Annotated in this window: 16 protein-coding genes and 1 pseudogene; 8 read left to right on the top strand and 9 right to left on the bottom strand. The window is 67.8% G+C overall.

Annotation, left to right across the window (positions count from 1 at the left end; translation table 11 throughout):
- Nucleotides 1-15: 15 nt before the first annotated feature.
- From AC07F0_RS21635 to eccE, 5 genes and pseudogenes are all read right to left on the bottom strand, one after another.
- Nucleotides 16-1,869, bottom strand: coding sequence for an ABC transporter substrate-binding protein (locus AC07F0_RS21635; RefSeq protein ID WP_478981072.1), 1,854 nt, complete (start codon nt 1,867-1,869; stop codon nt 16-18).
- Between the two features lie 306 nt (nt 1,870-2,175).
- Nucleotides 2,176-5,043, bottom strand: a complete 2,868-nt coding sequence (locus AC07F0_RS21630) for a MinD/ParA family ATP-binding protein (RefSeq protein ID WP_478981409.1) — start codon at nt 5,041-5,043, stop codon at nt 2,176-2,178.
- Between the two features lie 744 nt (nt 5,044-5,787).
- A pseudogene (locus tag AC07F0_RS21625) lies at nt 5,788-5,868 on the bottom strand (SCO5717 family growth-regulating ATPase); the annotation flags it as partial.
- Nucleotides 5,869-6,203: 335 nt separating this feature from the next.
- Nucleotides 6,204-6,971, bottom strand: a complete 768-nt coding sequence (locus tag AC07F0_RS21620) for a hypothetical protein (protein ID WP_478981407.1) — start codon at nt 6,969-6,971, stop codon at nt 6,204-6,206.
- 17 nt (nt 6,972-6,988) lie between these two features.
- The gene (gene eccE, locus AC07F0_RS21615) at nt 6,989-8,305 is read right to left on the bottom strand and encodes a type VII secretion protein EccE (RefSeq protein ID WP_478981070.1); all 1,317 of its coding nucleotides are present in this window, start codon (nt 8,303-8,305) and stop codon (nt 6,989-6,991) included.
- Between the two features lie 200 nt (nt 8,306-8,505).
- Between eccE and eccB the strand changes: the two genes are divergently transcribed.
- The 8 genes from eccB to AC07F0_RS21575 all read left to right on the top strand — a co-directional run bounded on the left by eccB (nt 8,506) and on the right by AC07F0_RS21575 (nt 16,957).
- Entirely contained in the window at nt 8,506-10,032 is a 1,527-nt protein-coding gene (gene eccB, locus AC07F0_RS21610) for a type VII secretion protein EccB (RefSeq protein WP_478981068.1), read from the top strand.
- A 10-nt stretch (nt 10,033-10,042) separates the two neighbouring features.
- Nucleotides 10,043-11,314 carry a type VII secretion-associated serine protease mycosin gene (gene mycP, locus AC07F0_RS21605; protein WP_478981066.1) on the top strand — a complete coding sequence of 424 codons (1,272 nt, stop codon included), beginning with the start codon at nt 10,043-10,045 and terminating at the stop codon, nt 11,312-11,314.
- Nucleotides 11,302-11,913, top strand: coding sequence for a hypothetical protein (locus tag AC07F0_RS21600; protein WP_478981064.1), 612 nt, complete (start codon nt 11,302-11,304; stop codon nt 11,911-11,913). Before mycP ends, AC07F0_RS21600 begins: the two co-directional genes overlap by 13 nt.
- A gap of 163 nt (nt 11,914-12,076) precedes the next feature.
- A complete protein-coding gene (locus AC07F0_RS21595; RefSeq protein ID WP_478981062.1) occupies nt 12,077-12,523 on the top strand; it encodes a hypothetical protein in 447 nt (148 codons plus the stop codon).
- A complete protein-coding gene (locus tag AC07F0_RS21590) occupies nt 12,523-14,196 on the top strand; it encodes a WXG100 family type VII secretion target (protein WP_478981061.1) in 1,674 nt (557 codons plus the stop codon). Before AC07F0_RS21595 ends, AC07F0_RS21590 begins: the two co-directional genes overlap by 1 nt.
- Nucleotides 14,197-14,603: 407 nt before the next feature.
- On the top strand, nt 14,604-14,942 hold the full coding sequence (locus tag AC07F0_RS21585) for a WXG100 family type VII secretion target (protein WP_399414828.1): 339 nt from the start codon (nt 14,604-14,606) through the stop codon (nt 14,940-14,942).
- Between the two features lie 88 nt (nt 14,943-15,030).
- Nucleotides 15,031-15,333 carry a WXG100 family type VII secretion target gene (locus AC07F0_RS21580; RefSeq protein WP_059415306.1) on the top strand — a complete coding sequence of 101 codons (303 nt, stop codon included), beginning with the start codon at nt 15,031-15,033 and terminating at the stop codon, nt 15,331-15,333.
- 511 nt (nt 15,334-15,844) lie between these two features.
- Nucleotides 15,845-16,957 carry a S8 family serine peptidase gene (locus AC07F0_RS21575; protein ID WP_478981059.1) on the top strand — a complete coding sequence of 371 codons (1,113 nt, stop codon included), beginning with the start codon at nt 15,845-15,847 and terminating at the stop codon, nt 16,955-16,957.
- A gap of 758 nt (nt 16,958-17,715) precedes the next feature.
- Here AC07F0_RS21575 and AC07F0_RS21570 read toward each other — a convergent pair.
- From AC07F0_RS21570 to AC07F0_RS21555, 4 genes are all read right to left on the bottom strand, one after another.
- A complete protein-coding gene (locus AC07F0_RS21570) occupies nt 17,716-18,150 on the bottom strand; it encodes a hypothetical protein (RefSeq protein WP_478981057.1) in 435 nt (144 codons plus the stop codon).
- A gap of 397 nt (nt 18,151-18,547) precedes the next feature.
- Nucleotides 18,548-19,165, bottom strand: coding sequence for a hypothetical protein (locus tag AC07F0_RS21565; protein ID WP_478981056.1), 618 nt, complete (start codon nt 19,163-19,165; stop codon nt 18,548-18,550).
- A gap of 24 nt (nt 19,166-19,189) precedes the next feature.
- Nucleotides 19,190-21,490 (bottom strand): hypothetical protein, encoded by a 2,301-nt coding sequence (locus AC07F0_RS21560; RefSeq protein WP_478981054.1) that lies wholly within the window; start codon nt 21,488-21,490, stop codon nt 19,190-19,192.
- A complete protein-coding gene (locus AC07F0_RS21555) occupies nt 21,490-22,005 on the bottom strand; it encodes a hypothetical protein (RefSeq protein WP_478981052.1) in 516 nt (171 codons plus the stop codon). Before AC07F0_RS21555 ends, AC07F0_RS21560 begins: the two co-directional genes overlap by 1 nt.
- Nucleotides 22,006-22,046: the final 41 nt, after the last annotated feature.

Genomic DNA, 22,046 nt, shown 5'->3' with positions numbered 1-22,046 from the left:
GTCCGTTCGCCCGCACTACTCGCGGTCCTCGGCGGTGGAGCGCCGCCGCATCGCCGCGAAGACGCCGAGCCCGCCGAGGACCACGACACCTGCGACGATCCCGGCCACGACCCCCGTCGACGACGCGTTGTCCGAGGAGCCGCTCGACTCCGCCGGGACCGCCGACCACCAGCTCCAGTAGCCGTCCTGGCCGTAGATGTTCCCCGCCTTCGCCGGCATGGTCGTGATGGACTTGATCTGGTCCGTCCGGTAGGCCTCGACCGCGTTCGGATACGCCATGACGTTCATGTACCCGAGGTCGTACAGCCGCGACTCCATCTGCTTGACGATGTCCGCCCGTTTGGCGGGGTCGTACTCGGCGAGCTGCCGGGCGTAGAGCTCGTCGTACTTCTTGTCGCAGATGAAGTTGTCGGTCGCGCCGGTCTCCTCCGGGGTCGCCGGGAGCGCGCCGCAGGTGTGGATGGACAGGACGAAGTCCGGGTCCGGGTTGACCGACCATCCGTCGAAGGCCAGGTCGTACTTGCCGGCGAGCCAGGGGTCGGTCACGTTGTCCAGGCAGTTCAGCTGGACGCCGATGCCGAGCTCGCCCCACCACTCCTGGAGGTACTTGCCGACCGCCTTGTCGTTCGGGTCGGTGGCGTGGCACAGGACGCGGTAGGTGATGGGCTTGCCGTCCTTGCCGACGCGCTTGCCGTCGCCGTTCTTCCTGTAACCCGCCCGGTCGAGCATCCGGGCCGCCTCGGCCGGGTCGTACGTCAGCTTCTGGCCGGCGGACGGCTTCCAGAAGTACTGCGAGAAGCGCGGCGGGATGTAGCCCTCGCCCTCGACGGCGTGCCCCTGGAACACCTTGTCGATGACGGCCCTGCGGTCGACGGCCTTGAACAGCGCGTTGCGCACCCGCTGGTCCAGCAGGGACGGGTGGCCGTCGCCGAACTTCTTGCCGTTCTTCGCCTTCGCGCCCGGGTTGGTGGCCAGGGCGTAGAAACGGCGGCCGGGGGCGTCGTTGACCTTGATGTTCTCCGCGCCCTCCAGGGACGCCGCCTGAGCGGGTGTCAGGGACGGCGAACCGGCGACGAACGACACCTCGCCCTTGCGCAGCGCCGACACCGCCGCGTCCTGGTCCTTGTAGTAGCGGAAGACCAGCTCGTCGAACTTCGGCGCCCCGCGCCAGAAGCTCTTGTTGGCCTTGAGCCGGACGTAGCTGTCGGCCTTGTACCCGGTCAGCACGAACGGCCCGCTGCCCACCACCGGGAAGCTCTTGTCGTTGTTGAACTCGGAGAAGTCCGAGACCTTCTCCCACACGTGCTTCGGCACGATCGGCACATCGAGCGCCGTCATCGTGGCCTGCGGCTTCTTCAGCTCGATGACCAGCTTCGTCGGGCTGGGTGCCGTCACCTTGCGGAAGTTGCCGACGTAGCTGCCGTTCGCCGTGGCCGCGCCGGAGTCGGTCATCATCTTGTTGAAGGTCCACGCCGCGTCCTCGGCGGTGGCCCGCTTGCCGTCCGACCACGTGGAGTCGGAGCGGATCGTGTACGTCCAGGTCAGCTTGTCCGGTGACGGCTCCCACTTGGTGGCCAGGCCCGGGATGGCGTGGTTGTCCTTCGGGTCGTAGTTCGTCAGGTACTCGTACATGAGCCGGTGAATGCTCGTACTGAGCAGCCGGACCGCCAGGAACGGGCTGAGCGAGTCCACGCTCTGCGCCACGGCGACGGTCAGCACCTGCTTGCCGTCGTCGGCCGCCCGGGCCTGCCGGGGCGCCGGATCGAGCGGGGTCGCGAGACCGGCGGTGAGGGTGAGCGCGGCCGCTCCGGCCACGGCGACGAGCCTGAGGCCGCGCGGGAGGCTGCGTGTCTGATCTTTCGTGCCCATGGTCGGACCTCGCGTCATCGCTCGGACGGGAAGGACGGGTTGATCAGCTGTCAGTGGATGCTGAGTGTGTATCAGCGGCCGTCTCCACCCGTCAACGGCGCATTCACCCCTTGTGGCCTGCGGAAATAACGAATTGGCGAGCTTTCCACGGCCATTGGTCGAGACCACTGACGCACCGCTGGCCAGGGCCTGGCAATGGATTTCGCCCCTGACGGCCCCGGAACGCACGGCGGCCCGCGCCGAGTCGGAACGGCGCGGGCCGGAAAGGGGATCGGCCCCTCGAAAGGGGCCGATCGGGTGAGGCGATTACTGCGTCGGGGGCGGGGGCGGCGGCGTCTGACCCTGCCCGTCGGGCTGCCCGGGGTGGCCGGGCTGCCCCGGCTGCGGGTAGCCGTAGCCCGGCTGCGGAGGGGCGGCCGGGGGCTGCCCGGGCTGGGGCTGCTGGGGGTACGGCTGCCCGTGCTGGCCCTGCTGCCCCGGTTCTGGGTACGGCGGCTGGCCTGCCGCCTGCGGATACGGCTGCTGGCCCGGCTGGGGGTAGGGCTGGCCGGGCTGGGGGTACGGCTGTCCCGGCTGCTGCGGGTACGGGCCAGGCTGCTGCGGGTACGGGGCCGGCTGCTGCTGTCCGGGGTAGGGAGGCTGGCCCGGGACCTGCTGGCCGGGCAGCGGCGGGGCGGCCACCGGCGGCGGGTTGCCGTCGGAGGTCCACAGGCCGTGCGCCTGCTGGTGGCGGGTGAAGTCCTCGGCGACCATCGCCGCGAGGTTGAAGTACGCCTCCCGCACCTTCGGCCGCATCATGTCGAGGTCGACCTCGGCACCGGCGGCGAGATGCTCGTCGAACGGCACGACGACGACGCCGCGGCAGCGCGTCTCGAAGTGCGACACGATGTCGTCGACCTTGATCATCTTGCCGGTCTCGCGCACACCGGAGATGACGGTGATGGACCGGGCGACGAGGTCGGCGTACCCGTGCGCCGACAGCCAGTCCAGCGTCGTACTCGCGCTGCTCGCACCGTCCACCGACGGCGTCGAGATGATGATGAGCTGGTCGGCGAGGTCCAGCACACCACGCATGGCGCTGTAGAGCAGACCGGTACCGGAGTCGGTGAGGATGACCGGGTACTGCTTGCCCAGCACGTCGATCGCGCGCCGGTAGTCCTCGTCGTTGAACGTCGTGGACACGGCCGGGTCGACGTCGTTGGCGATGATCTCCAGGCCCGACGGCGCCTGGGACGTGAACCGCCTGATGTCCATGTACGAGTTGAGGTGCGGGATCGCCTGGACGAGGTCACGGATCGTGGCCCCGGTCTCGCGGCGCACGCGACGCCCAAGGGTTCCCGCGTCCGGGTTGGCGTCGATCGCGAGGATCTTGTCCTGCCGTTCGGTGGCGAGCGTGGAGCCGAGCGCGGTGGTCGTGGTCGTCTTGCCGACACCGCCCTTGAGGCTGATCACGGCGATCCGGTAGCAGGAGAGCACGGGCGTGCGGATCAGCTCCAGCTTCCGCTGCCGCTCGGCCTCCTCCTTCTTCCCACCGATCTTGAACCGCCCGCCACCGGCCACCGGACGGCTGCTCTTCGCCTTCTGCTTCTTGCTGTTGAGCAGCCGGTCGGACGACAACTCGACGGCAGCGGTGTAACCGAGCGGCGCGGCACCCGGGTTGGTCGGCTGCCGCTGGTCGTGCTGCATGGGCTGCGGCCAGGCGGCCCCGGTCCGCGGATCCACGGGCTGCGGAGCCTGCCCCTGCCCCTCGGGCTGCGGCTGCGCCTGCGGCGGCACACCGGGGTGAGGCTGCTGCGCGGCCGGGGCCGGGGCGCCCGGGTGGGGGAAGCCGTAGGCGCCCTGGGGGTTGGGCGCGGCGGGGGCGGGAGCGCCGGGGTGCGGGAACCCGTAGCCGTCCGGCGCGTGGGGCGCGGGGGCGGGCGGGGTGCTGGGCTGCTGGGCGGGGGGTTGCGCGGCCGGCGGCTGGTGTGCGGCCGGGGGCTGGGCGGGGGTGCCGGGGTGGGGGAAGCCGTAGCCGCCTTGGGCGTTGGGCCCGGGGTGGGGGAAGCCGTAGCCGTCCTGGGGGTTCGGCGCGGGGGCGGGCGGAGTGTTGGGGTGCTGAGCCGGCGGCTGGTGTGCGGCCGGGGGCTGGGCAGCGGCGCCGGGGTGCGGGAAGCCGTAGCCGCCTTGGGCGTTCGGGGCGGGGGTGGGCTGCTGGGCCGGCGGCTGCTGTGCGGCCGGGGGCTGGGCGGGGGCGCCGGGGTGCGGGAAGCCGTACCCGCCCTGGGCGTCGGGCGCGGCCGGGGTCGGAGTACCCGGCGGCGGGAAGCCGTAGGCGCCGGGCTGCGGGGCGGGCTGGGCGGGCGGCTGGTCCGGCGGCGTCGCCGGTGCGGCCGGCGGGTTCCAGGCGGCGGGCGCGGGTTGCGGCGCCTGCGGCTGGAACGGCGGCTGCCCCTGCGCGGGAACGTTCGGGTCCGTGGGCTGTGCCTGTGGCTGTGCCTGCGGCTGAGGCTGGTGCTGCGGCTGCGCGGGCCACTGACTGGCCGGCGCCGGGGTGGCCGGCTGATACGACGGCGGCAGCGGCGGCATGGCCTGCGGTGCCGGGGCAGTCCAGGCGGGCTGGGCGTCGGCCGCACCCGGCATGGCGGCGTCCTGCGGAACGCCGTCTTCGGGAGCGGCGTCGGCGGGCGGGGCGTCGGCGGGCTGTGCATCGGCCGGCTCGGGAGCAGCAGGGGCCTCGTCCGCAGGCGCTGCGTCGGCCGGGTCCTCGTCGGCAGGCGCCGCATCCGCAGGCTCGGAGTCCTCAGGCTCGGCATCCTGCGGCACGGCCTCGTCCGTCTCAGTCTCCGGAGTCGCTTCCTCAGAAGCCGCTTCGTCAGAAGCCGCGTCCTCGGGAGCTTCCTGCTCCGGTGCGTTCACCGCAGCGTCCGCGTCCCCGCTGTCGGCGTCGTCGGAAGCAGCACCGTCCGCACCGGGCGCGTCAGCCGCATCGTCCGCGACGGCCATGTCAGAGGAGACGTCCTCATCGGCCTGCGCGTCGGCGTCGGCGCCGCTGGGAGTGTTCTCGACGTCACCGCCGGACTCGTCCCCGCCCTCGTCCTCGTCCTGGTCGTCGTCGGCCGACTCCAGCCGCGCCTCGACCTCGGCGGCACGCTCCTCGATCTCCCGCTTCAGGGCGACGGCGGAGAACCGCATCGTGGCACCGCTCTCCAGGTCGCCGTTCTCCGGCTCGGCATCCTCGGCATCCTCCGAAGCCGGAGTGGCCGGAGCGGCAGAAGCAGCCGAACCCTCGGGAGTGGCCGGAGCAGCCGGAGCCTCCGACGGAGCGGCCGGCGCCCACTGCGCCTGATACCCGCCGACGGGGATGTTCGGCACGGCCGTAGGAGAGGCCGGATCCGCCGCAGGCGCCTCGGTCCGCCCCTGCGGCTGCGGCGCCGGCGGCTGCCCTCCCTGCGGCTCGAACCCCACCGGAAGCCGGGGCACGGCAGCCGGCCCTCCGGCAGACGGCCCCCCGGAAGGAGGCGCGGGCGGCGTGAAGGGCGTACCCGGCGCGGGAGGAGAGGGAGGAGCAGGAGGCGTGAACGGAGCGCCCGGAGCAGGCGGCGGCGCGGGCGGCGTGAAAGGCGCCCCCGGAGCCGGAGAAGGCGCTGGAGAAGGAGCCGATGCCGGAGCCGAGCCGGCGGCCTGCCCCTGCCCCTGCCCGTGTCCTTGCCCCTGCCTCGGAATGGACGCCGCCGCACCGGAAGGATTGGCATGCGGCGGCGGAGTGAGCCCCGGCAGCGGCGGAACCGGCCCGCTCGGCCCACCGGAACCCCCACGCGCCCCGGAAGCACTGGAGTCCTCGGACGCACCCGCCCCCTGCCCCGAGCCGGAACTCCCCGAGGCGTTCTGCGTGTACCAGGCCGGCGGCGCGTAGTCGATGGTGAACTCGCCCGTCACCTCTGCTGCGGACTCCGCGTCGGGCTGGTCATCGCCGGGTGTCGCCCAGCCCCCGCGGTTCCCGTCCCGATCGCTGCTCACAGTGTTCCTCCTGGTTGGTCGAGCACCCTCATGCCGTGCTGGGGCGACCCTTGCTTGTCGTCCGACGTCGTGCGATGTCGTTTGAGGCGTATGGAGGTCGTCCGAGGTCGTCCGATCCACAGGCGCCCCCACTTCCCCCCTGGAACGCAGACGCCGACTCCACGGGTTCTGACGTCGCAACCCCGTACCAGCCTAATCACCACACGCCTTGCCCCGGCAGGCCCGTCTGCCCCTCCACAGCAACGCCGGCCCTTGAAAGCCACGCAAATGCGACGTAATTCCAGGCGCAACAGTTGACAAACCGGGTGCTACGAGCGCTTCCGCTACGAGATCCGTCAGTCCATCCGACGTGGCGTACCCAACAGCCCGGTCTCCGCGTCCGTGGGCTGTGTCATCACGTACTGCCGATCGCGATCGGTACACCATAGGGTGAGACCGTCGGAGAGCCCCGGCAGGGAATCCATCTCGGCTCGGGTGAGCGCCATCGTGCGGCCCAGTTCCGTCGCCTCGTCCGGCGATACCCTCTGAATCCCGACCAGCCGCGACTGCCGCACGAGCCGCGGAGCGACAGGGCTGACGTACGGCAGCAGGGTCAGCACCGACTGCCAGGGCCCGGAGACCACGCGACCGCGAGGCGGCCGCATCCCGCAGTCCCGCACCACCAGCACCGGCGTACCGGCTGAGGCACCCAGCGGCGGCACCCGCCCGACGTCGTACACAGCCATCCCGTTCTGCCCGCCCCCCATGGCGTGCACCATCTGCATCCAGACCTGTGCCCGCCCCGTCTCCACGGCGACCAGCGCCCCCGTCGCCGCCGCCCTGAGCGCGATGACCTGTGCGGTCCACAGCCCACCGATGAGGACGACGTCGTACGGCAGCGGCCGATTGAGCCCGAGTACCGCGGGCCGGTTCTCCGCGTCCACGCCGATGACGACGCCGTCGTCGGCGACAGGGAGGGCGAGGGTGCCCAGTTGGTCGACGGTCACGGAGTGCCGCGGGTGTCTCGGGCCGATCAACCCGAAGCCGCGGCGCAGTAGTTCGCGCGCTCGCTCGGGGGCAGAGGTCTGCGGCGCGCCCTGGCCGGTGGCCGCCGCCTGTCCCACGCGCGAGGTCGTCGCCCTCACCGGGCACCTCCGAGGGGCAGAGTGGCGAGCATGCCGGGCACCTGTTCCCGGTCGAGTCGGGCGAGTCCCATGCCCGTGTGCCGGGCCGCGGCCTGCACTGCGCGCCGGGCGGCGACGAGTTCGTCGTCGCTGCGCCCGGTCACCCGCAGGTGCCCGCACACGGACACCTCCTTCTGCTCCCCGCGCCTGAGCGTGAGGCTGAAGGTGGTGGCGAGGGTGGGGACGGCCGTAACCAGAGCGACGAGCTGCGGCAGCGACGGCGCCCTCTCGCCACCCAGTGCGGGCCACCGACGGATCCAGTACGTGGTGTGTCTGCGGTTGTCGCAGCGCCAGTTCCGGCCTGACTCCTCGGTCCGGCGCTCCCGCGTGTCCGTCCGCCCCGCCTCCGCCGTCACCAGCGGGTTGGCGCAGGCCGAAGTGGCGATGGCGGAGATCAGCTGCTCCTCGTCGAGGAGGGTCGCCCGGAATCCCGCTCCGGTGAGTCGGCTCGCGAGATGATCGGCGGCACGCACGACACACTTCTGCGCTCCGACCAGACCGCCCCCGCGCGCGGCCACGGCTTCCGGGCACAGTTCCGGGTCGAGCTTCAACGCGATCCACGTGATGCGTACGGCCGGCGCACCCGTCTGCTCCTGCAGCGGCGCGTAGTTGGCGACGGCCACGGACTGCTGGGGCAGATGGATCGCGGGCGCGGGCTGGGTGTGGAGCACGACCTGCGCCGACTCCAGCCGGACACCGTCCACCTCCAGGGCGTCGTGTACAAGAGAGAGCGGCAACGGCTGTCTGTTCCGCTCGGCCCGCAGCGCGGTGGTGTCGGCCTCGACATGCAGGACCGCGGTGACGAACGTACCGTCCCCGACGATTCCGACAGGCCGGCGGTCACGGCCGGTGTACGTGTACGTCCGCAGACTCGGGTCGCACTCCAAGGCCGGCGCCAGACCGGGCTCCGTGCCCTCCGGTATCGGTGTACTGGCCGCTCGCCGCTGCCGCGCACGCAACGCCTGCGCCGTGGCCAGCCATTCGGGCAGGGAACGGCCGCGGCGACGGAGGAAGGAGAGCAGCACCAGACAGACGGCGAGGGCAGCCGCAGGCACCAGGGCCACGGGGTCGATCACCCATCCGACGAGCAGGATGGCGGCCGCGATCTCCAACAGGACAAGGCGCTGCAACCGGGATGCACCGCCCTGCCCCGAACGCACCTTGGAGCGGAATGCGCCCGGCGAGGCGGGCCGCTGCGCCGGGCTCTGAGGGGGCGCCGCAGAGCCCCGTGTCCGCGATCGGTCACGGGACCGGGCGCGCGTTCCGGATGCCATCACTCCATCCCCCCGTCTTGCCGGCAACTCGCCGGTATTCCAGCACCGCACAAGGCCCTTGATGGCCCAGGTACCCTACCCGCTCCGCAAGTCCCCGCGGGTACCAGGCATAGTAGGGGGCCGCTGTGACACCGGGGGCAGGGGACCATGTCACACCTGGCGAGCGCGGCACATGTGAACACGGGGAGAAGCAGGCACAAATGGCATCTCGGCGCGACCAGCTCAATGCCTACACCTTCGCGAAACGCCGCATGCTCGCGGCCTTCCTGCAGTCGTCGCCCGACGGCTCGGAGGAGGGGGCGCCTCGTCCGCTGCGCGCGGTCGTTCCCGGCGTCATCGTGGGTGTGGTCGTCATGGCAGTGTTCGGGGCCTGGGGCATGTTCAAGCCCACCGCACCCAAGGGCTGGAACGAGCCCAACGCCAAGGTGATCGTCGCCAGCGACTCGACCACGCGCTACGTCATCCTGAAGACCGGCAAACAGGTCCAGCTGCACCCGGTCCTCAACATGGCGTCCGCCAAACTGCTCCTCAACGAGGGCCAGGGCGAGGTGGTGACCGTCGCCGAGTCCGTCCTCGACAACGGCAAGATCCCGCACGGCGTCACCATCGGCATCCCGTACGCGCCCGACCGCCTTCCTCCGGCGTCCGAGGCGGGCAGCGAGAAGCGCTGGGCGGTCTGCGAACGCCCCAGTGCGGGCGGTGAGTCCATCCAGAAGGCGGCCCTGGTCCTGGCCTCCCGCGATATGAAAGCGACCGAGGGCAAGGGAGAGAAGCTGACGGGTGGTCAACTCCTTTACGTCGCGGCTCCGGACGGGAACCACTACGTGGTGGACGCGAGCGGACGCTCGTACTCCATCGACAAGAGCGACGAGCTACTACTGCGCGCCGTCGTCGGCTCCGGACGCAAGCCGCAGAAGGTGTCCGAGCAGTGGCTGGAGACCCTGCACACCGGCGACCCGATCTCCTTCCCGGAGATCCCCGACCAGGTCGGCATCGCGGCCGACGCCCCTGGTCAACTGGACGAGAAGACCAACAAGGTCGGCATGGTGCTCAAGGCGTCCGACCTCAACAGCGACCAGTACTACGTGGTGCTGCCCGGCCGGGTCGCCCCCATCTCGGCCTTCGTCGCCCAACTCCTGCTGTTCAGCGAGAACCTGGCCTCCCTCGGCCAGGCCGGTGAAGCCAAGGGCATGAGCCCCGGTGCGATCGTCCCCGGCAAGCCGTTCGGCACCGAGCACCGCTGGCCAACCGAGGACCCCCAGCCCGTCAACGAAGCCTCCGGCGCGGCAGGAAGCCGCAGCACCGTCTGCAACGTCCTGCACGGCGTCAACACCGGCTCCGGCGCCACGACGCTGAGCACCTGGGCGGGCACGGACTTCCCGGCCAAGCTCCCCACCGGCTCCTCCAGCGCCTACGTCACGCCCGGCTCCGGCCAGCTCTACCGCCAGTTCCAGGGCAGGGAGACCAAGGCCGGCCCCGTCTTCCTCGTCACCGACACGGGCCTGCGCTACGTCCTGCAGTCCAACGCCGACAGCGGCGCGGACGACGCCGGCATCGGTACCACGGCCAAGGAGCGCGAGCAGGCACAGCAGGAGGCGCGGCAGGCCCAGACCCGGCTCGGCTACAAGGACGTGGACCCCGCGCCGATCCCCGCCGCCTGGTCGGAGTTCCTGCCCACCGGCCCACGCCTGTCGACGACGGCGGCACGCCAGCCGCAGGGTTCCTGAGAGGGCCGGCATGCCACACGTGCCCTCCTTCTTCCGTACGGCGACCACGCTGGTGGCCGCGACCCTGCTCACGACCGCCCCCGTCGTCCTCGCGCCCCCCGCGGCGGCGGCCGACCTCCCGTACTCGGACCAGTGCTCGTTCCCCAACGGCAAGTACCCCGGCCGGCCCTGGTCCCTGCAGCGCGTCCTCCTGGACGAGCTGTGGAGCCAGTCCAAGGGCAAGGACATGCGGGTGGCGGTGATCGACACCGGCGTCGACGTGACGAACCCCCAACTCACCGACGCGGTCGACGCGGAGAGCGGCCGCAACTTCCTGCCCAAGAACCTCAAGGACGACGACGGCAACCCGATCGAGCGGGGCAAGGAGAACGGCACCACGGACACGGTCGGCCACGGCACCAAGGTCGCCGGCATCATCGCGGCCCGGCCCGCCAAGGGCACCGGCTTCGTGGGCCTGGCCCCCGAGGCGACGATCATCCCGATCCAGCAGAACGACGCGGAGGGCCACGGCGACGTCGACACCCTGACCGACGCGATCCGCTACGCCATCCAGGCCGGGGCCGACGTCATCAACATCTCCCAGGACACCACGAAACCGATGAAGTCGACGTCCGCTCTGGCCCTGGCCATCGACCAGGCACTGGCCCGCAAGATCGTGGTCGTGGCCTCGGCCGGCAACGATGGCCTCGGCGGCAACGTCAAGGAGACCTACCCGGCTTCCTACGAGGGCGTCCTCGCGGTCGCAGCGTCGGACCGCAACAACGAGCGAGCCTCCTTCTCCCAGTCCGGCGAGTTCGTCGGCGTCGCGGCCCCCGGCGTCGACATGATCTCCACCGTCCCCAAGGGCGGCCATTGCTCCGACAACGGTACGAGCTTCTCGGCGCCGTACGTCGCCGGCCTCGCGGCGCTGATCAAGGCGAAGCACCCCGACTGGACGGCCCGGCAGATCGTCGCCCAGATCCAACAGACCGCGGAGCGCACCACAGCGGGCCACGACCGCCTGGTCGGCTGGGGAGTCGTCGACCCGGTACGCGCCCTGACGGAGGACGAACACCCCATAGAGTCCCCGAAGCCCCAGGCAGGCCTGGGCAAACCGCAAGCCCCCACCCCGGCCGAGTTCCAGATCGGCGAAACCGCCGAGGAACGCAACGCCCGCCTCGCCACGTACGTGGTCGTGGGCGCGGTGGTCCTCGTCGCGGCGCTGGGGGGCACGGCGGTGGCGCTCCGCGACACGCGGCGCAGGCAGAAGCGACGGGTGGAGGCCGACTCATGGACGCGCTGACCCAACTGAATGTCCTCGGTCTCGTCCTGTCCGCCGTGCTGCTGGCCATGGCCTGCGTCAAGGCGGACCGCGTCCGGGCGTGGCGCGCCGGCATCAACCCGTCGGCCGAGGAACTGCCCGACGCCGCCTTCATCGCCGCTCGCGTCGTGTTCGTCGCCCTGGCCGGCGTCGGCATCTACCTGTGTGTGCAGGGCTTCGGGGTCTCCGACGACACGACCTGGGACGACACCGAGTTCACGACTGCGGTGCGGGGCGCCACGGACGCCTTGGACGGCAGTTCCGATTTCGGCGACATCTATGCCGAGGACAACGACACCGGCTGGATCGACGAATACGCGACAAAAATCGAGCAGGAGGTCGTCGAGCACGGCGGCGGCGACGCCCCGCAGTACGGCGTGAACGCGACGCCCGCTGCCTCGAACACGCCCTCCGAGGCGCGTTACACGGTCACCGGGGGCGACTCGGCCTTCTGCATGCAGGTCACCCGCACCCGGTCGAAGGACGGGGACTATGAGCCGCCGGGAATCGGGGGAGGTCAGGGGACGGTGACAGTCCCTTCCTATGACTTTGCGGTGAAGACGCACGAAAGGGCTTGCTGACTTCGTGGCTCGGCTGGGACTGGCCCTCCTGTTAACTCACATACCACGAAGCTCAGTTGGTCGTGTCTCACACGATGACTACAGTGGTGATCGAGTGTGCCGATCGGTTCAACACCTGTGCACCGCTCAACGACTTAATCAACGGGGAACGGGGAGGGAAGGCATGCTGCCTGCGGAGGGTTTCAAGGTCGGCTTGGAGGCGCTGGGAACCTTCAAGAAGCGCGTCGATGCCGTGCTCTCCACATTCGAGGGCTCACCCGGCAGCCCTCAGCAGATCGCGGCGCACGCCCTCTCCGAGGCCTCCTTCAGCGGCTCGGGCGGCTTCGCCGAGGCCAAGGGCCTCCACAGCCAGTACGAGCGCGTCCACGAACGTCTCACCGCACTCTCCAAGAACCTGGGCCTTCAGATAGAGGCGATGCAGATCGCCGTCATGGGCGCGGGCGGAAACTTCAGCAACATCGACGAGGAGGAGCGGCGGCGGTTCTGGGAGATCAGGACTGAGATCAGCCGTCAGCACGAGGAAGCGGAGCGGGAGAGGGCAGCGGCGGAGGCGGAGAAGCAGGGCGAGTCCGCGCCGAAGAGCAACAACGAGCGGACGGTCACCTACTAGTGAGCGACGAGCAGAAGCCCCAGGAACACCAGGCCGAGAGGGAGCAGGCCGCGGCGCAGGTCAGCACCATCGACATGGTGAGCGGAGCGACGGGGGTAGCCCAGCTCCTCCCCTTCGGCTGGAACGTCCCCCGTGTCTTCGGCAAGACGAACTTCGAGGGCCATGCCCTGAACGACATGATCGACATGGTCGAGTCCGCAAAGCCAGAGGACTTGGAACTTGCGGGCACTGCCCTGCTGAACGCCCAGACCGCCATCGAAGACGCCGCCGAGGAACTCGAGGGCCACATCACCCGGGTCGACTGGGAAGGCGAGTCGGGCGAGGCCTTCCGCAAGTGGGGCGCCAATCTCGTCATCCACGCCCGCAAACTCGCCGCTTTCGCCGACGCCGCCGGCACCCAGATCACGGCAGCGGCCACGGGCCTCGCCTCCGTCCGCAGCGCCATGCCGCCCCGCGACACCCGAGAGGACCCCAAGGCGGTCGCGGACATTCCGACACCCAAGCAAATCGAGAGCAACGCGGAGTACGCGGCTGCGGTCAAGGCGGAGAAGGACCGCCAAGAGGCGATCAACCAGATGAACCGGCTGGCGTCCTTCTACGCGGTGTCGGAAGAGATCATGGCGGCGCAGGAGCCGCCGACGTTCGAGCCTATGCCGGATGTGGGGGTGCCTAAACCGGTTCCGAGCTACGGGGTCCCCCGCGGTGATGGGGAAGTGCAGAGCTCCGGGGAACTTGCGGGCGTTCGTGAGTCCGTGGGTGCCGGACACGACACTCCGAACAGGGGAACAGAACACTCGCGTTCGGGAGACACCACGCCGCCGCTGAGAAAAGTGGACGACTCGGCCATTCCGCAGGATGGGAACGTTGGCACGAGGATCGACAGCGTGGGCACCCTGCCGCCCCAGGAAACCACAAGACCGTTGACCAATGCGCCGCATACGGTGACGGTTCCGAGTGGCAACGGCGGGACGGCCCCTCCCTTTCCCTCCGGCACGGTTCCTCCTGCCCCAAGCGGGCCGGCAGGCCGCACATCACGCTTCGGCGGAGCGAACGGCAACAAGGCCCCGATCTCGGCTCAGGGTCGTACAGGCACTTCGAGCGGCACCGTCGGCGGTCGCGGCGGCTCAGGCCCGATGGGGCACGCCACCACCACGGGGCAGTCAGGTGCTCGAGGTGGCAGCGCGTCCCCCATGGGCCGAGGCATTTCCGGCGGAATGCCACGCACCGTCGGAGGACCGGCGAGCGACCGCGCGGGCGGTGCGAGTTCCACAGGTGCGGCGCGCGGTAATGGAATTGTCGGAGGAAGACCCGCCACAGGTCCACCAGGGGCGATCGGTTCCAAGGTCCCGCGCGGTACGGTCGTCGGCGCCGGAGCCGACGGCTCCCGTGCACCCGTCGGCCAAATCGGGCAGCGCGGAGTGATCGGGGCGCCGAACTCCACACCTGGCGCTCGTCCGGGCCAGACTGCGCGTCCAGCCGCGGGCAACGCCGACGGCGTCGTCGGTACACCCAAGGGGCTAGCCCCAGCAGGGAGAAGCGGTGGACCGGCCGGAGGCGGCGCAGGCGCGCCGCATGGCCGCACGGGAAACCGACGAAGCACGAACCGCAGGGATCGTGAGAGTGATTCTCAACCGGAGACCCCGCGACGCAACACGCCACCAGTGACTGACTGATCAGAGCGAGGATCTACAGAGGCATGACGGGGGTCAGCCCATGTGGCGGATTGACGGCGTTCTTCGCGGGACGTGCCGGAAGACGGGTGTCCACCGCGTGCGCGGCACTCGGGCGTCACCGTCTCAACCTCCGCTCCCGCATCGACCTCGTCACAGGTCCCAAGAACACTTCTGGCGGCCAGACTTCGGCGGCAGGATCAAGCCCGGAGCCGTCCGACAACACCACGATGTGGGTCGCCCTCGGAGCCGCAGGGGCTGTCCTGGTAATCGGGGGCGGAGCCTTCGCGGTGATCCGCTCGCGCCGAAAAACATGACGACTCACACACGTCAACCGGTCACACACGACCTCTCCGACGCGGTGACGCGCTCGGAAACGAACCATAGCTCTTACGAAGGGGAGTGCCGAAATGGTCGACCGCAAGCTTAATGAAAGCGACGTACAGAGGCTTCAGACTGAGGTCGTCGATCGATACGACAACATCAGGGGGTCGCTCGCGAAGCTGCAGGGCACGATCGACATGATCGAGAAGGCCTGGAGAGGACAGGGCGCCCAGGCCTTCAACACGAAGCAGACGGAAATCAACCAGCACATGGTCGCGATCGGCAAGATGCTCGACGACTTCCTCGAGGGCATCAACCTGAACAAGATCGACAAGCGCAACCTCGAAGACCAGATCGAGGCCGACCTCAAGCAGATCTCGGTGGACGATCTCGGTGGAAAGACTTCGGCGCTCAACAGCTACTGAAGCTACTGACGAGCCATCGGCGGCACAGAACCGCACCATGGTCCGGGCTGCGCAGTCCGGCTGAAATCTGCACAGAAACGAGGCAAACATGTCCGGAGCCCACTACGACGAACTCGCCGTTACGTACGGCACCATGGACGCGCTCGCCACCGAGCTCGGCAACCAGGCCAAGAAGCTCGAGGAGGACCTCGAGGCCTTGAAGCAGGCCGTGCTCAACGTGTCCTCGGGCTGGGGAGGCGAGGCGTACGAGGAGTTCCAGAAGAAGTCCAAGCAGTGGGACACGCACGCGCGCGGCATCCACACGGCGCTGGTCCAGATCTCCCAGCGCGTCCACACCGCCGGCGGTGACTACCGGGGCGGCGACCTGAAGGGCGCGAGCTACTTCCAGTAGGAGCGCACAGTCTGCAAAACCAGGGTGGGCACGCACGGGAGGTGCCCACCCTGTGCGGTACCGCGCCCTCAGAAAGCCACCACACGTCCGCAGTGTGTCCCGAACGAAGCGTTGGCTACTCCGGCTTATGCCAGGGAACCCCTCCAACGTGCCGGGAGAACCGCTGCCGAGTCCGCCTACTGTCTTCTCGTCATGACGCCTCATACCGGAGTCACTCATGACCACAACCCGGTTGTCCCTAGCAGCGTCAATCCTCTCGGCCTGAAGGACGACCACCGATGGAGCGGAACGCATTCGCGCATTCGCTCGAGCAGCGCATCGCCGAGACGGAGCGCTCGCTTCCCTCCGGGAAATTCCGTACCAGTGTCTCCTTCAGAGTGAACGAAAAGGGATCATGCACCGAACTCTTCGAGCCTGCGCTGTGTCCGTCGCCTGCCTGTTGGGTATCGCCAGCCCGTCCCCCCTTGCCGTGGCAGCGGACACGGCTCCCAGGCAGTGGTACCTCGGAGTCATGAAGGCCGAAAATATGTGGAAGGTCAGCACGGGCAAGGGCATCAAGGTCGCCGTCATCAGCACTGGCGTGAACCCTGCTACGCCCTCTCTGCGGGGACAGGTCCTCACGGGGGTGGACGCCTCGGTGCGATCCGGGAACCTCAAGGGCAGCGTGACGGACACTACCGACACCACCGGTGCAGGGACCACAGCCGCCGAGCTCATCGCCGGAACGGGCCGCGGCGGCGGGCTGCAGGGACTCGCCCCCGACGCCAAGATCATCCCGATCCGTGTGCCGCCCGTCGCACACGACGATGCTCCTCACATCAACTACCCGATGGCCACCGCCGTGAAGGCCGCCGCCGACAGCGGCGCGCAGATCATCTACTTCTCCATCAACAACCAGTTCGCCCTCACCAACGTGTTCGGGGATAGCGATGCATTTGAGTACGCGGTCAAGAAGGGAGCGCTGCTGATCGCCGGCACGGGCGACGTAGCGAAGCTGGGCAACAAGCCCCAGTACCCCGCCGCGTTCAATGCGGTGGTGGGCGTGGCGGCCGTCGACCGGTCCGGGAAGGTCGCCCCCACGTCTCAGCATGGTGAGGATGTCGACATGGCTGCTCCAGGGGTCGACATACCCCGGTGGTGCGACGCGACTTTCCAGCGGTACTGCAAGGACGGAGGCGGCACCGCCGCAGCGGCTGCGCTGGTGTCGGCCTCGGCTGCCTTGGTGTGGTCCAAGCACCCCACGTGGACTGCTGCGCAGGTTTGGCGCGTTCTTGAGGAAACTGCTGGCCGTGACTGGCCGTCGGACTCCGTCAGCACCTACCTCGGTTACGGTCTGGTCCGCCCTCGGCAGAGCCTCCTAGACGGCAAGGGTCAACCTGGGAGTGCCGATCCGGATAGCGATCCTTTCTTCGTGCGCCCGGTCACCGGAACCTCGAGCGCCTCGTCGAGCCCCACAAAAGGTGCCGAACCGGTGCACGAGACAGCGAACTCCGCTGCGTCCGCTGCGGCGGACGCCTCCGACGGCGACAACGGCGCGCCCTTGGCGGGGATTGCCGCTGTGGCTGCCGTAGCTGTGCTGGTTGGGGGCACGGCGTGGGTGCTGGTACGGCGTCGGCAACGCTGACAACAGGGCGATCCTGCATCGGTCCGGCTCGCCGACTGCCGCGCGGAGGCCGTTTGACCACAGGGGCGATGGCATCAGGTACTGGCTGGCCGACGACTGGTGTTTTGAGGAGCTATCAAGGCCAGTCCGGACCAGCAAGCGGCGGACTGGCTCAACGCCACGTATGGATGCCGGCTCGAACTGACCATACCTGGCCGGCACACATGGCTGTCAGCTGGAGGCTGACCTGAGTGCGGGCGGACTTCATGTCGTCAGGAGAGCCGCCCTCCAGAGACGGCCAGAATGGGGCGGGCGCCGACGTCAGGGCCGCGTCCAGACTCCGCCTTTCCGCTCGTAACCCTTGGGCACCATCTGTTGTCCTGCGTCTGAAGATCGAGATCGCTGCTGGGAGAAGGCGTTATCGCCATGCCGTCAGCCTCACCGATCCACGCGGTCGAGTCCCCGAGCGCTCCTACTCAGGCCGTTGCCCTAACGTCATTCCGACGAAGAATCCGGGGTGAGGGAAGGCGGAGGCAGGTAGGGCGGACGGGACGGGATCCGGTGCCCGGGCGGCGGCGGTGGAGGCGATTGTCTTCGTAGGCCTGGCGGCTCCTTAGCAAGCTCCACTGCTACACAAGCCGGACCACGAGCCTCGTCCAAGCTGTCCTCAGCTCCATTTGGCCAGTGCGGTGAGGAAGGAAAAGGCTCAGCGATCGCAGTCTCCTCCGCGCGCTCCGTTTTTCATTCGACGATCAGAGCTTGAACACGCCCCGCCAGGTTCATCCGAGGCCGAGGACTACGTTCCGCAAGGGGTCCGTCATCTCCCTCGTGTGGAAGCGGAACGCCTCGACCCTGCGCCGACGGCCGTCGGGACCCCGCTTCGTCTCCCACTGGCGGTACACCGTGGGCGCGTGCCCACGTCCGTACTTTGCATTGGCGTTGTCAGACGAACGGTTCTCCCACCGCTCATCGAGGAAACGTACCTCGCGCTTCTCCGGGATCAGGCGCATCCGGGTCTTGAGGGTCACGCCCACCTGCCGGACCTTGCACACCGCCACTAGGTCGGCCTTCTCGTCAGGGAGAGCATTGCGCACGCGGTACGGCATGTCCGGCCGGTTGAGCGCGAGCAGTGCGGCCCGAACCTTGTCGATAGAACGCGGTTCGACACCGCTGTCTGGGCGCTCGGTGCCGGTCAGTCTGTCGAAGAGACCCATCTCTATGCCGCTCTCCCGGTGTTCGGGCCAACAGTGCGGTCATCGCCCCCGTCGGCTCGATTGGCGTGCTATCGCCAGACTGGCAAACTGTCCACTTTCCATAGGCGGCCGAGATACTCCCGCGAGCGCCGCTCCATTGTGCGTCCGTCGCCAATCCGACGGAGGCTGGGTCCTTCGCCGGGACACGAAGGCCCCTCGTCCGGTAGGCATCGGCAGTGACCGAACCACGCCGAGCATGGTCGTCGCCCTGGCCGGGGTTGCCGGCCAGCCCGCCCCCTGTGCGAACTTAGCGAGGACCAGCCCCCGGGGGCGGGTGGGCTAGCTACTCACATGCGTACATGATGCTTTCGCGTCATGATTGCGTGTCATTACGGCGAAGTCGTTGTCGTGTCTGGAGCTACTCGTCGATCTTTGGCGTCATGTCACACTTCGCTTTGGCGTGAGTATACGAAGAGGCAGTCCTTGTGAGCTTGATCAGCTCATCGCGCACCGCGTCATCGCTGGAGTTGCCAGCCTGCTTCAGCTCAGTGGAAACGCTGAGATTGTATTGTCCACCTGGAGCCTTCCCGGGTGAAGTGCATGGTACGAAGATGGCCGCGAACCTACTGGAGGCGACGGCTTTATCTCCGGCCGTGAAGGGTGTGAGTGATTTGGTGGATTCCTCGTTCGCAGCTGTTCCTTTGACCCACTGAGTCCAGCTTTTTGCCGGCTCGTATTCCATCAAGCGTGCTTTCACGACCAGTAGCTGTTTGTCGTCCCCAGAGACGAAACATGAGGACTCGTAGTTGGTGTCCGTGACGTCAACGCGAAGGCTCACATTTTCGTCGAAGGAGTACGAGGGTTCCTCCGGTAGTACCTTCGTCAAAGCGTTGACCACGCTGGACGAGGGGCCCAGTGAGGAGCATACCTCTCCCGCTTCAATCTCACCCTTCTCTCTGAAAGGCCAGATTTTGTAAGTGTAGGCAAGACCTGCGAAGAGGGCCAAAGCGACCACAGCTCCGACGATGAGAATCATCTTTGGGTGAGTGAGTCTCACTTTTCAACCTTCCGAATCGAGTTGCCTGGGAATTCCCTCGCCATCGAAATAGTCATGAATCTTCGTGCGAGCGCTGTCGAATCCACTCTCTGCTGAAGTTCCCACGGAGGCCTCGATGAGTGGATATCTGTGGCCGGAATTCTTTCCTGCTTTTTGAGCTGCTGCTTCGACGGCGGCATAGGTCGAGGACTTGGTGTCCTCAACCTTTTCACCGTTGCGGTAAACGACCTCTCCCGAGCTGTCCTTCAGAGAGCCCTCGGTGATGCCGCTGATGATTTCGTCGGCAGCTGTGCCGGCCAAATCTCCGATGATGACGCCACCAGGGCCAGTGGCCGGTGTTGCGGCCATACCGATCCCAATGCCGACGATGGCGCCGCCCCAAGTGCCGACACTCTCGATCTTGGCGTTGTAGTCGGCATCCTTGACGCCGCCTTCGAGCTCGCTCTCGTAGGCGCGACCTGCGCCGATCATGCCCTCGATCTGCCCGGCGGTTCGGGCGATATCGTCAATTCCTTGCTTGAGGCGATCTTGCTGATCAAACGCAGGGTCGTTGGCGTACACCTCGGGATGCTCGAAGTGGTACTGCATCAAGTGCGTCGTGTAGCTGGTCTGCCCCAGATTCACGGCTGCGTAACTCTCAGGATTTCGGCCGAGTGTGTAGAGGAAGCGCGTGGTGTCCCTTTCGCTCAACTCTGCTGCTGTGCCTGCAATGGGGAAGAGCTGTGCCTCGCCCTTAGTTCCGGCATGAAGTCCACGATGAATATCAGGCATGTATTCAGCAGCAATTTGTCCCATGCTGTCCGACATGTAGCCGTTCTTGGTGAGACGGGTCGGATCTTCCGAGATGGATGACACGAGGCTCTGCGTGAGCTTGGCCTGCTCGGCATTATGAGGCGGTGTGTCCTTCGTCGGATCTTCTCCCGCCGGATGCCCGGTAGTAGCTGCTTCCAACGCAAGCGCCAAATTGTTCCGCCCGGCGATGCTGTCCTCGCCCTTGTCGTCAGTGTCCTGCGGCCAGTCGCGCTCCTCAAACAGGTAGTCGAAGTTACTGAGAGTCCTCTTTCCCTCCTCCCCGTCACCATCAGTGTCGTGCGTGAAGTCGTGATCCTCGTCCTTCGTGACGAAGGTGCCGTTGAAGAACTCCGTTGCCGCATCCGGGCTATTGGACAGCCCCTTGAGATAGCCAGTCATCGGGTCCCAGCCCGAATCGGTGCCGGTGCGGTTGAGGAGCGGGTCGCCACCCGTACGGGTCCACGCCCCGTGGCGCCCGTTGCCCGTGAACTTCTTCTCCGTCTCGATCAGCTTGTCGCCGTAGTCGGCGAGGAATCTGTCGTCGTAGTTGCCGAACCGCATCAGGTTGGTCATGACCTGCGCCCCGAGGGGGAAACCGCCGTTGCGGCCCACGGGCTTGTCGGCCAGGTCGGTCATTCTGTACTTCCAGTCCGACATATCGGCGCTGTCGCTCTGCGATGCCGTAGCAAGGGTGAGGCTGAGGTTCTTCTGTAGGTCGTCGTACTTGTCGGACCGCTTCTGTCCCAGTTCCCAGGCGCTGTTCGGATCGTTGACGCCGGTCCAGAAGTTGAGAGTTCCATCCGGTCCGAGGCGCGTGGCGAAGCGTTCCGCGAACAGTTCGTCGTCCGCATAGTCCTTCAGGCCCTTGTTGAGCCGGTCGAACTCCGCAGGGGTGAGGTCCTCGGGCTTCTTCTTCGCCAACCTGGCCAGTTCGTCAGCCTTTTTGATTGCGTCAGCTGCCTCGTCCCGACTGCCGTAGTGGGCGTCCGAGAAGCCCAGCCTGCTCTGGTCGGCAATGGCGGTGAGGACCGTGCTGGCTGACTTGTCGCTCTCTGTGGCCTTGTCGAGGATCTTCTGGAGCTCGTCTCGAAGCGCGGTGATCTCGCCCTTGTTGCCCCTGTCCTCCTGGGTGCGGCCTTCTGGCGGGACATTCGTGGTGACGGTGAAGCCGCCTTCGTGACCGATCACCGTCAGATTCTTCTGACGGCCGCGTTCAATGGCGTCGACGAGCTGCCCCTTGCAGTCCTTCAGCTCATTCCGGGTGTCCCTGAGGATCTTGTAGATGGAGTCCGCCTGGCCATGTGCGTCCTTGAACTCCTCGGTCGTCTTGCCGATGAATTCCTTGGAGACGTCGGCGTTGTAGCCCGCCCACTCGGCCTTGTTGGCGGTGCCTCGGAGGCCCTTCTCGGCTTCCTCCTTCAGTGTCTCCAAGTCCCTGACCATCGTTGACCAGTCGTCGACGGCATCGTCGAGCAAGCTGAAGTCGGCGTTCCGAAGGGCGTCGAGATCCATCAGTTCTTGCCCTTCTTGTCATTCGGTTCGCCGTAGACCGAGTTCTGCTTGCCAGGAGGACCGACACGCTCGTCGAAGCCCGCGTCCAGCAGGTCGATGCTGCTCATCTGCCGGCGGATGTAGTCGTCGTCATCGGCGTGCAGGTTCTTGGTGACTCTCATGTGGTTCGAGATGTGTGCGCACGCGTCCCGGAGGGAGGACAGCTGTTGGTCCCAGCGGAGCGCGACGTGTTGGAGTGCGCTGCCGAGGGCGAAACCGTCCTTTGTCAGGGTTCCGGCGGCGCTCTCGCTGGTGGGTACAGCTCTGCGCCCCTTGTTCCACAGATCGTCGTACAGGTCGAAGGCGTTCTGGCCGATCTTCGCCAGATCCTTCTGGCTGACCTTAAGGTCGCCGTACTGGCTGGGATCCGGCGCGGGCCGTCCGCCGTTGCCCGGGTCAAGTTGGTTCAGTTGCATCTGGGTTGAGCCGTTCTGAGCTGCCTGCGACTTCAGCTGCTCCCATTCATCCCACGCCATCGCGCGGACCCCTTCCCCGTGTCCCCGTAAAGCCGTCCGAT

The sequence above is a fragment of the Streptomyces sp. NPDC045955 genome, assembly GCF_056430805.1.
The sequence above is the reverse complement of the archived record's forward strand: the minus strand, read 5'-3'. Positions and strand labels throughout refer to the sequence as shown.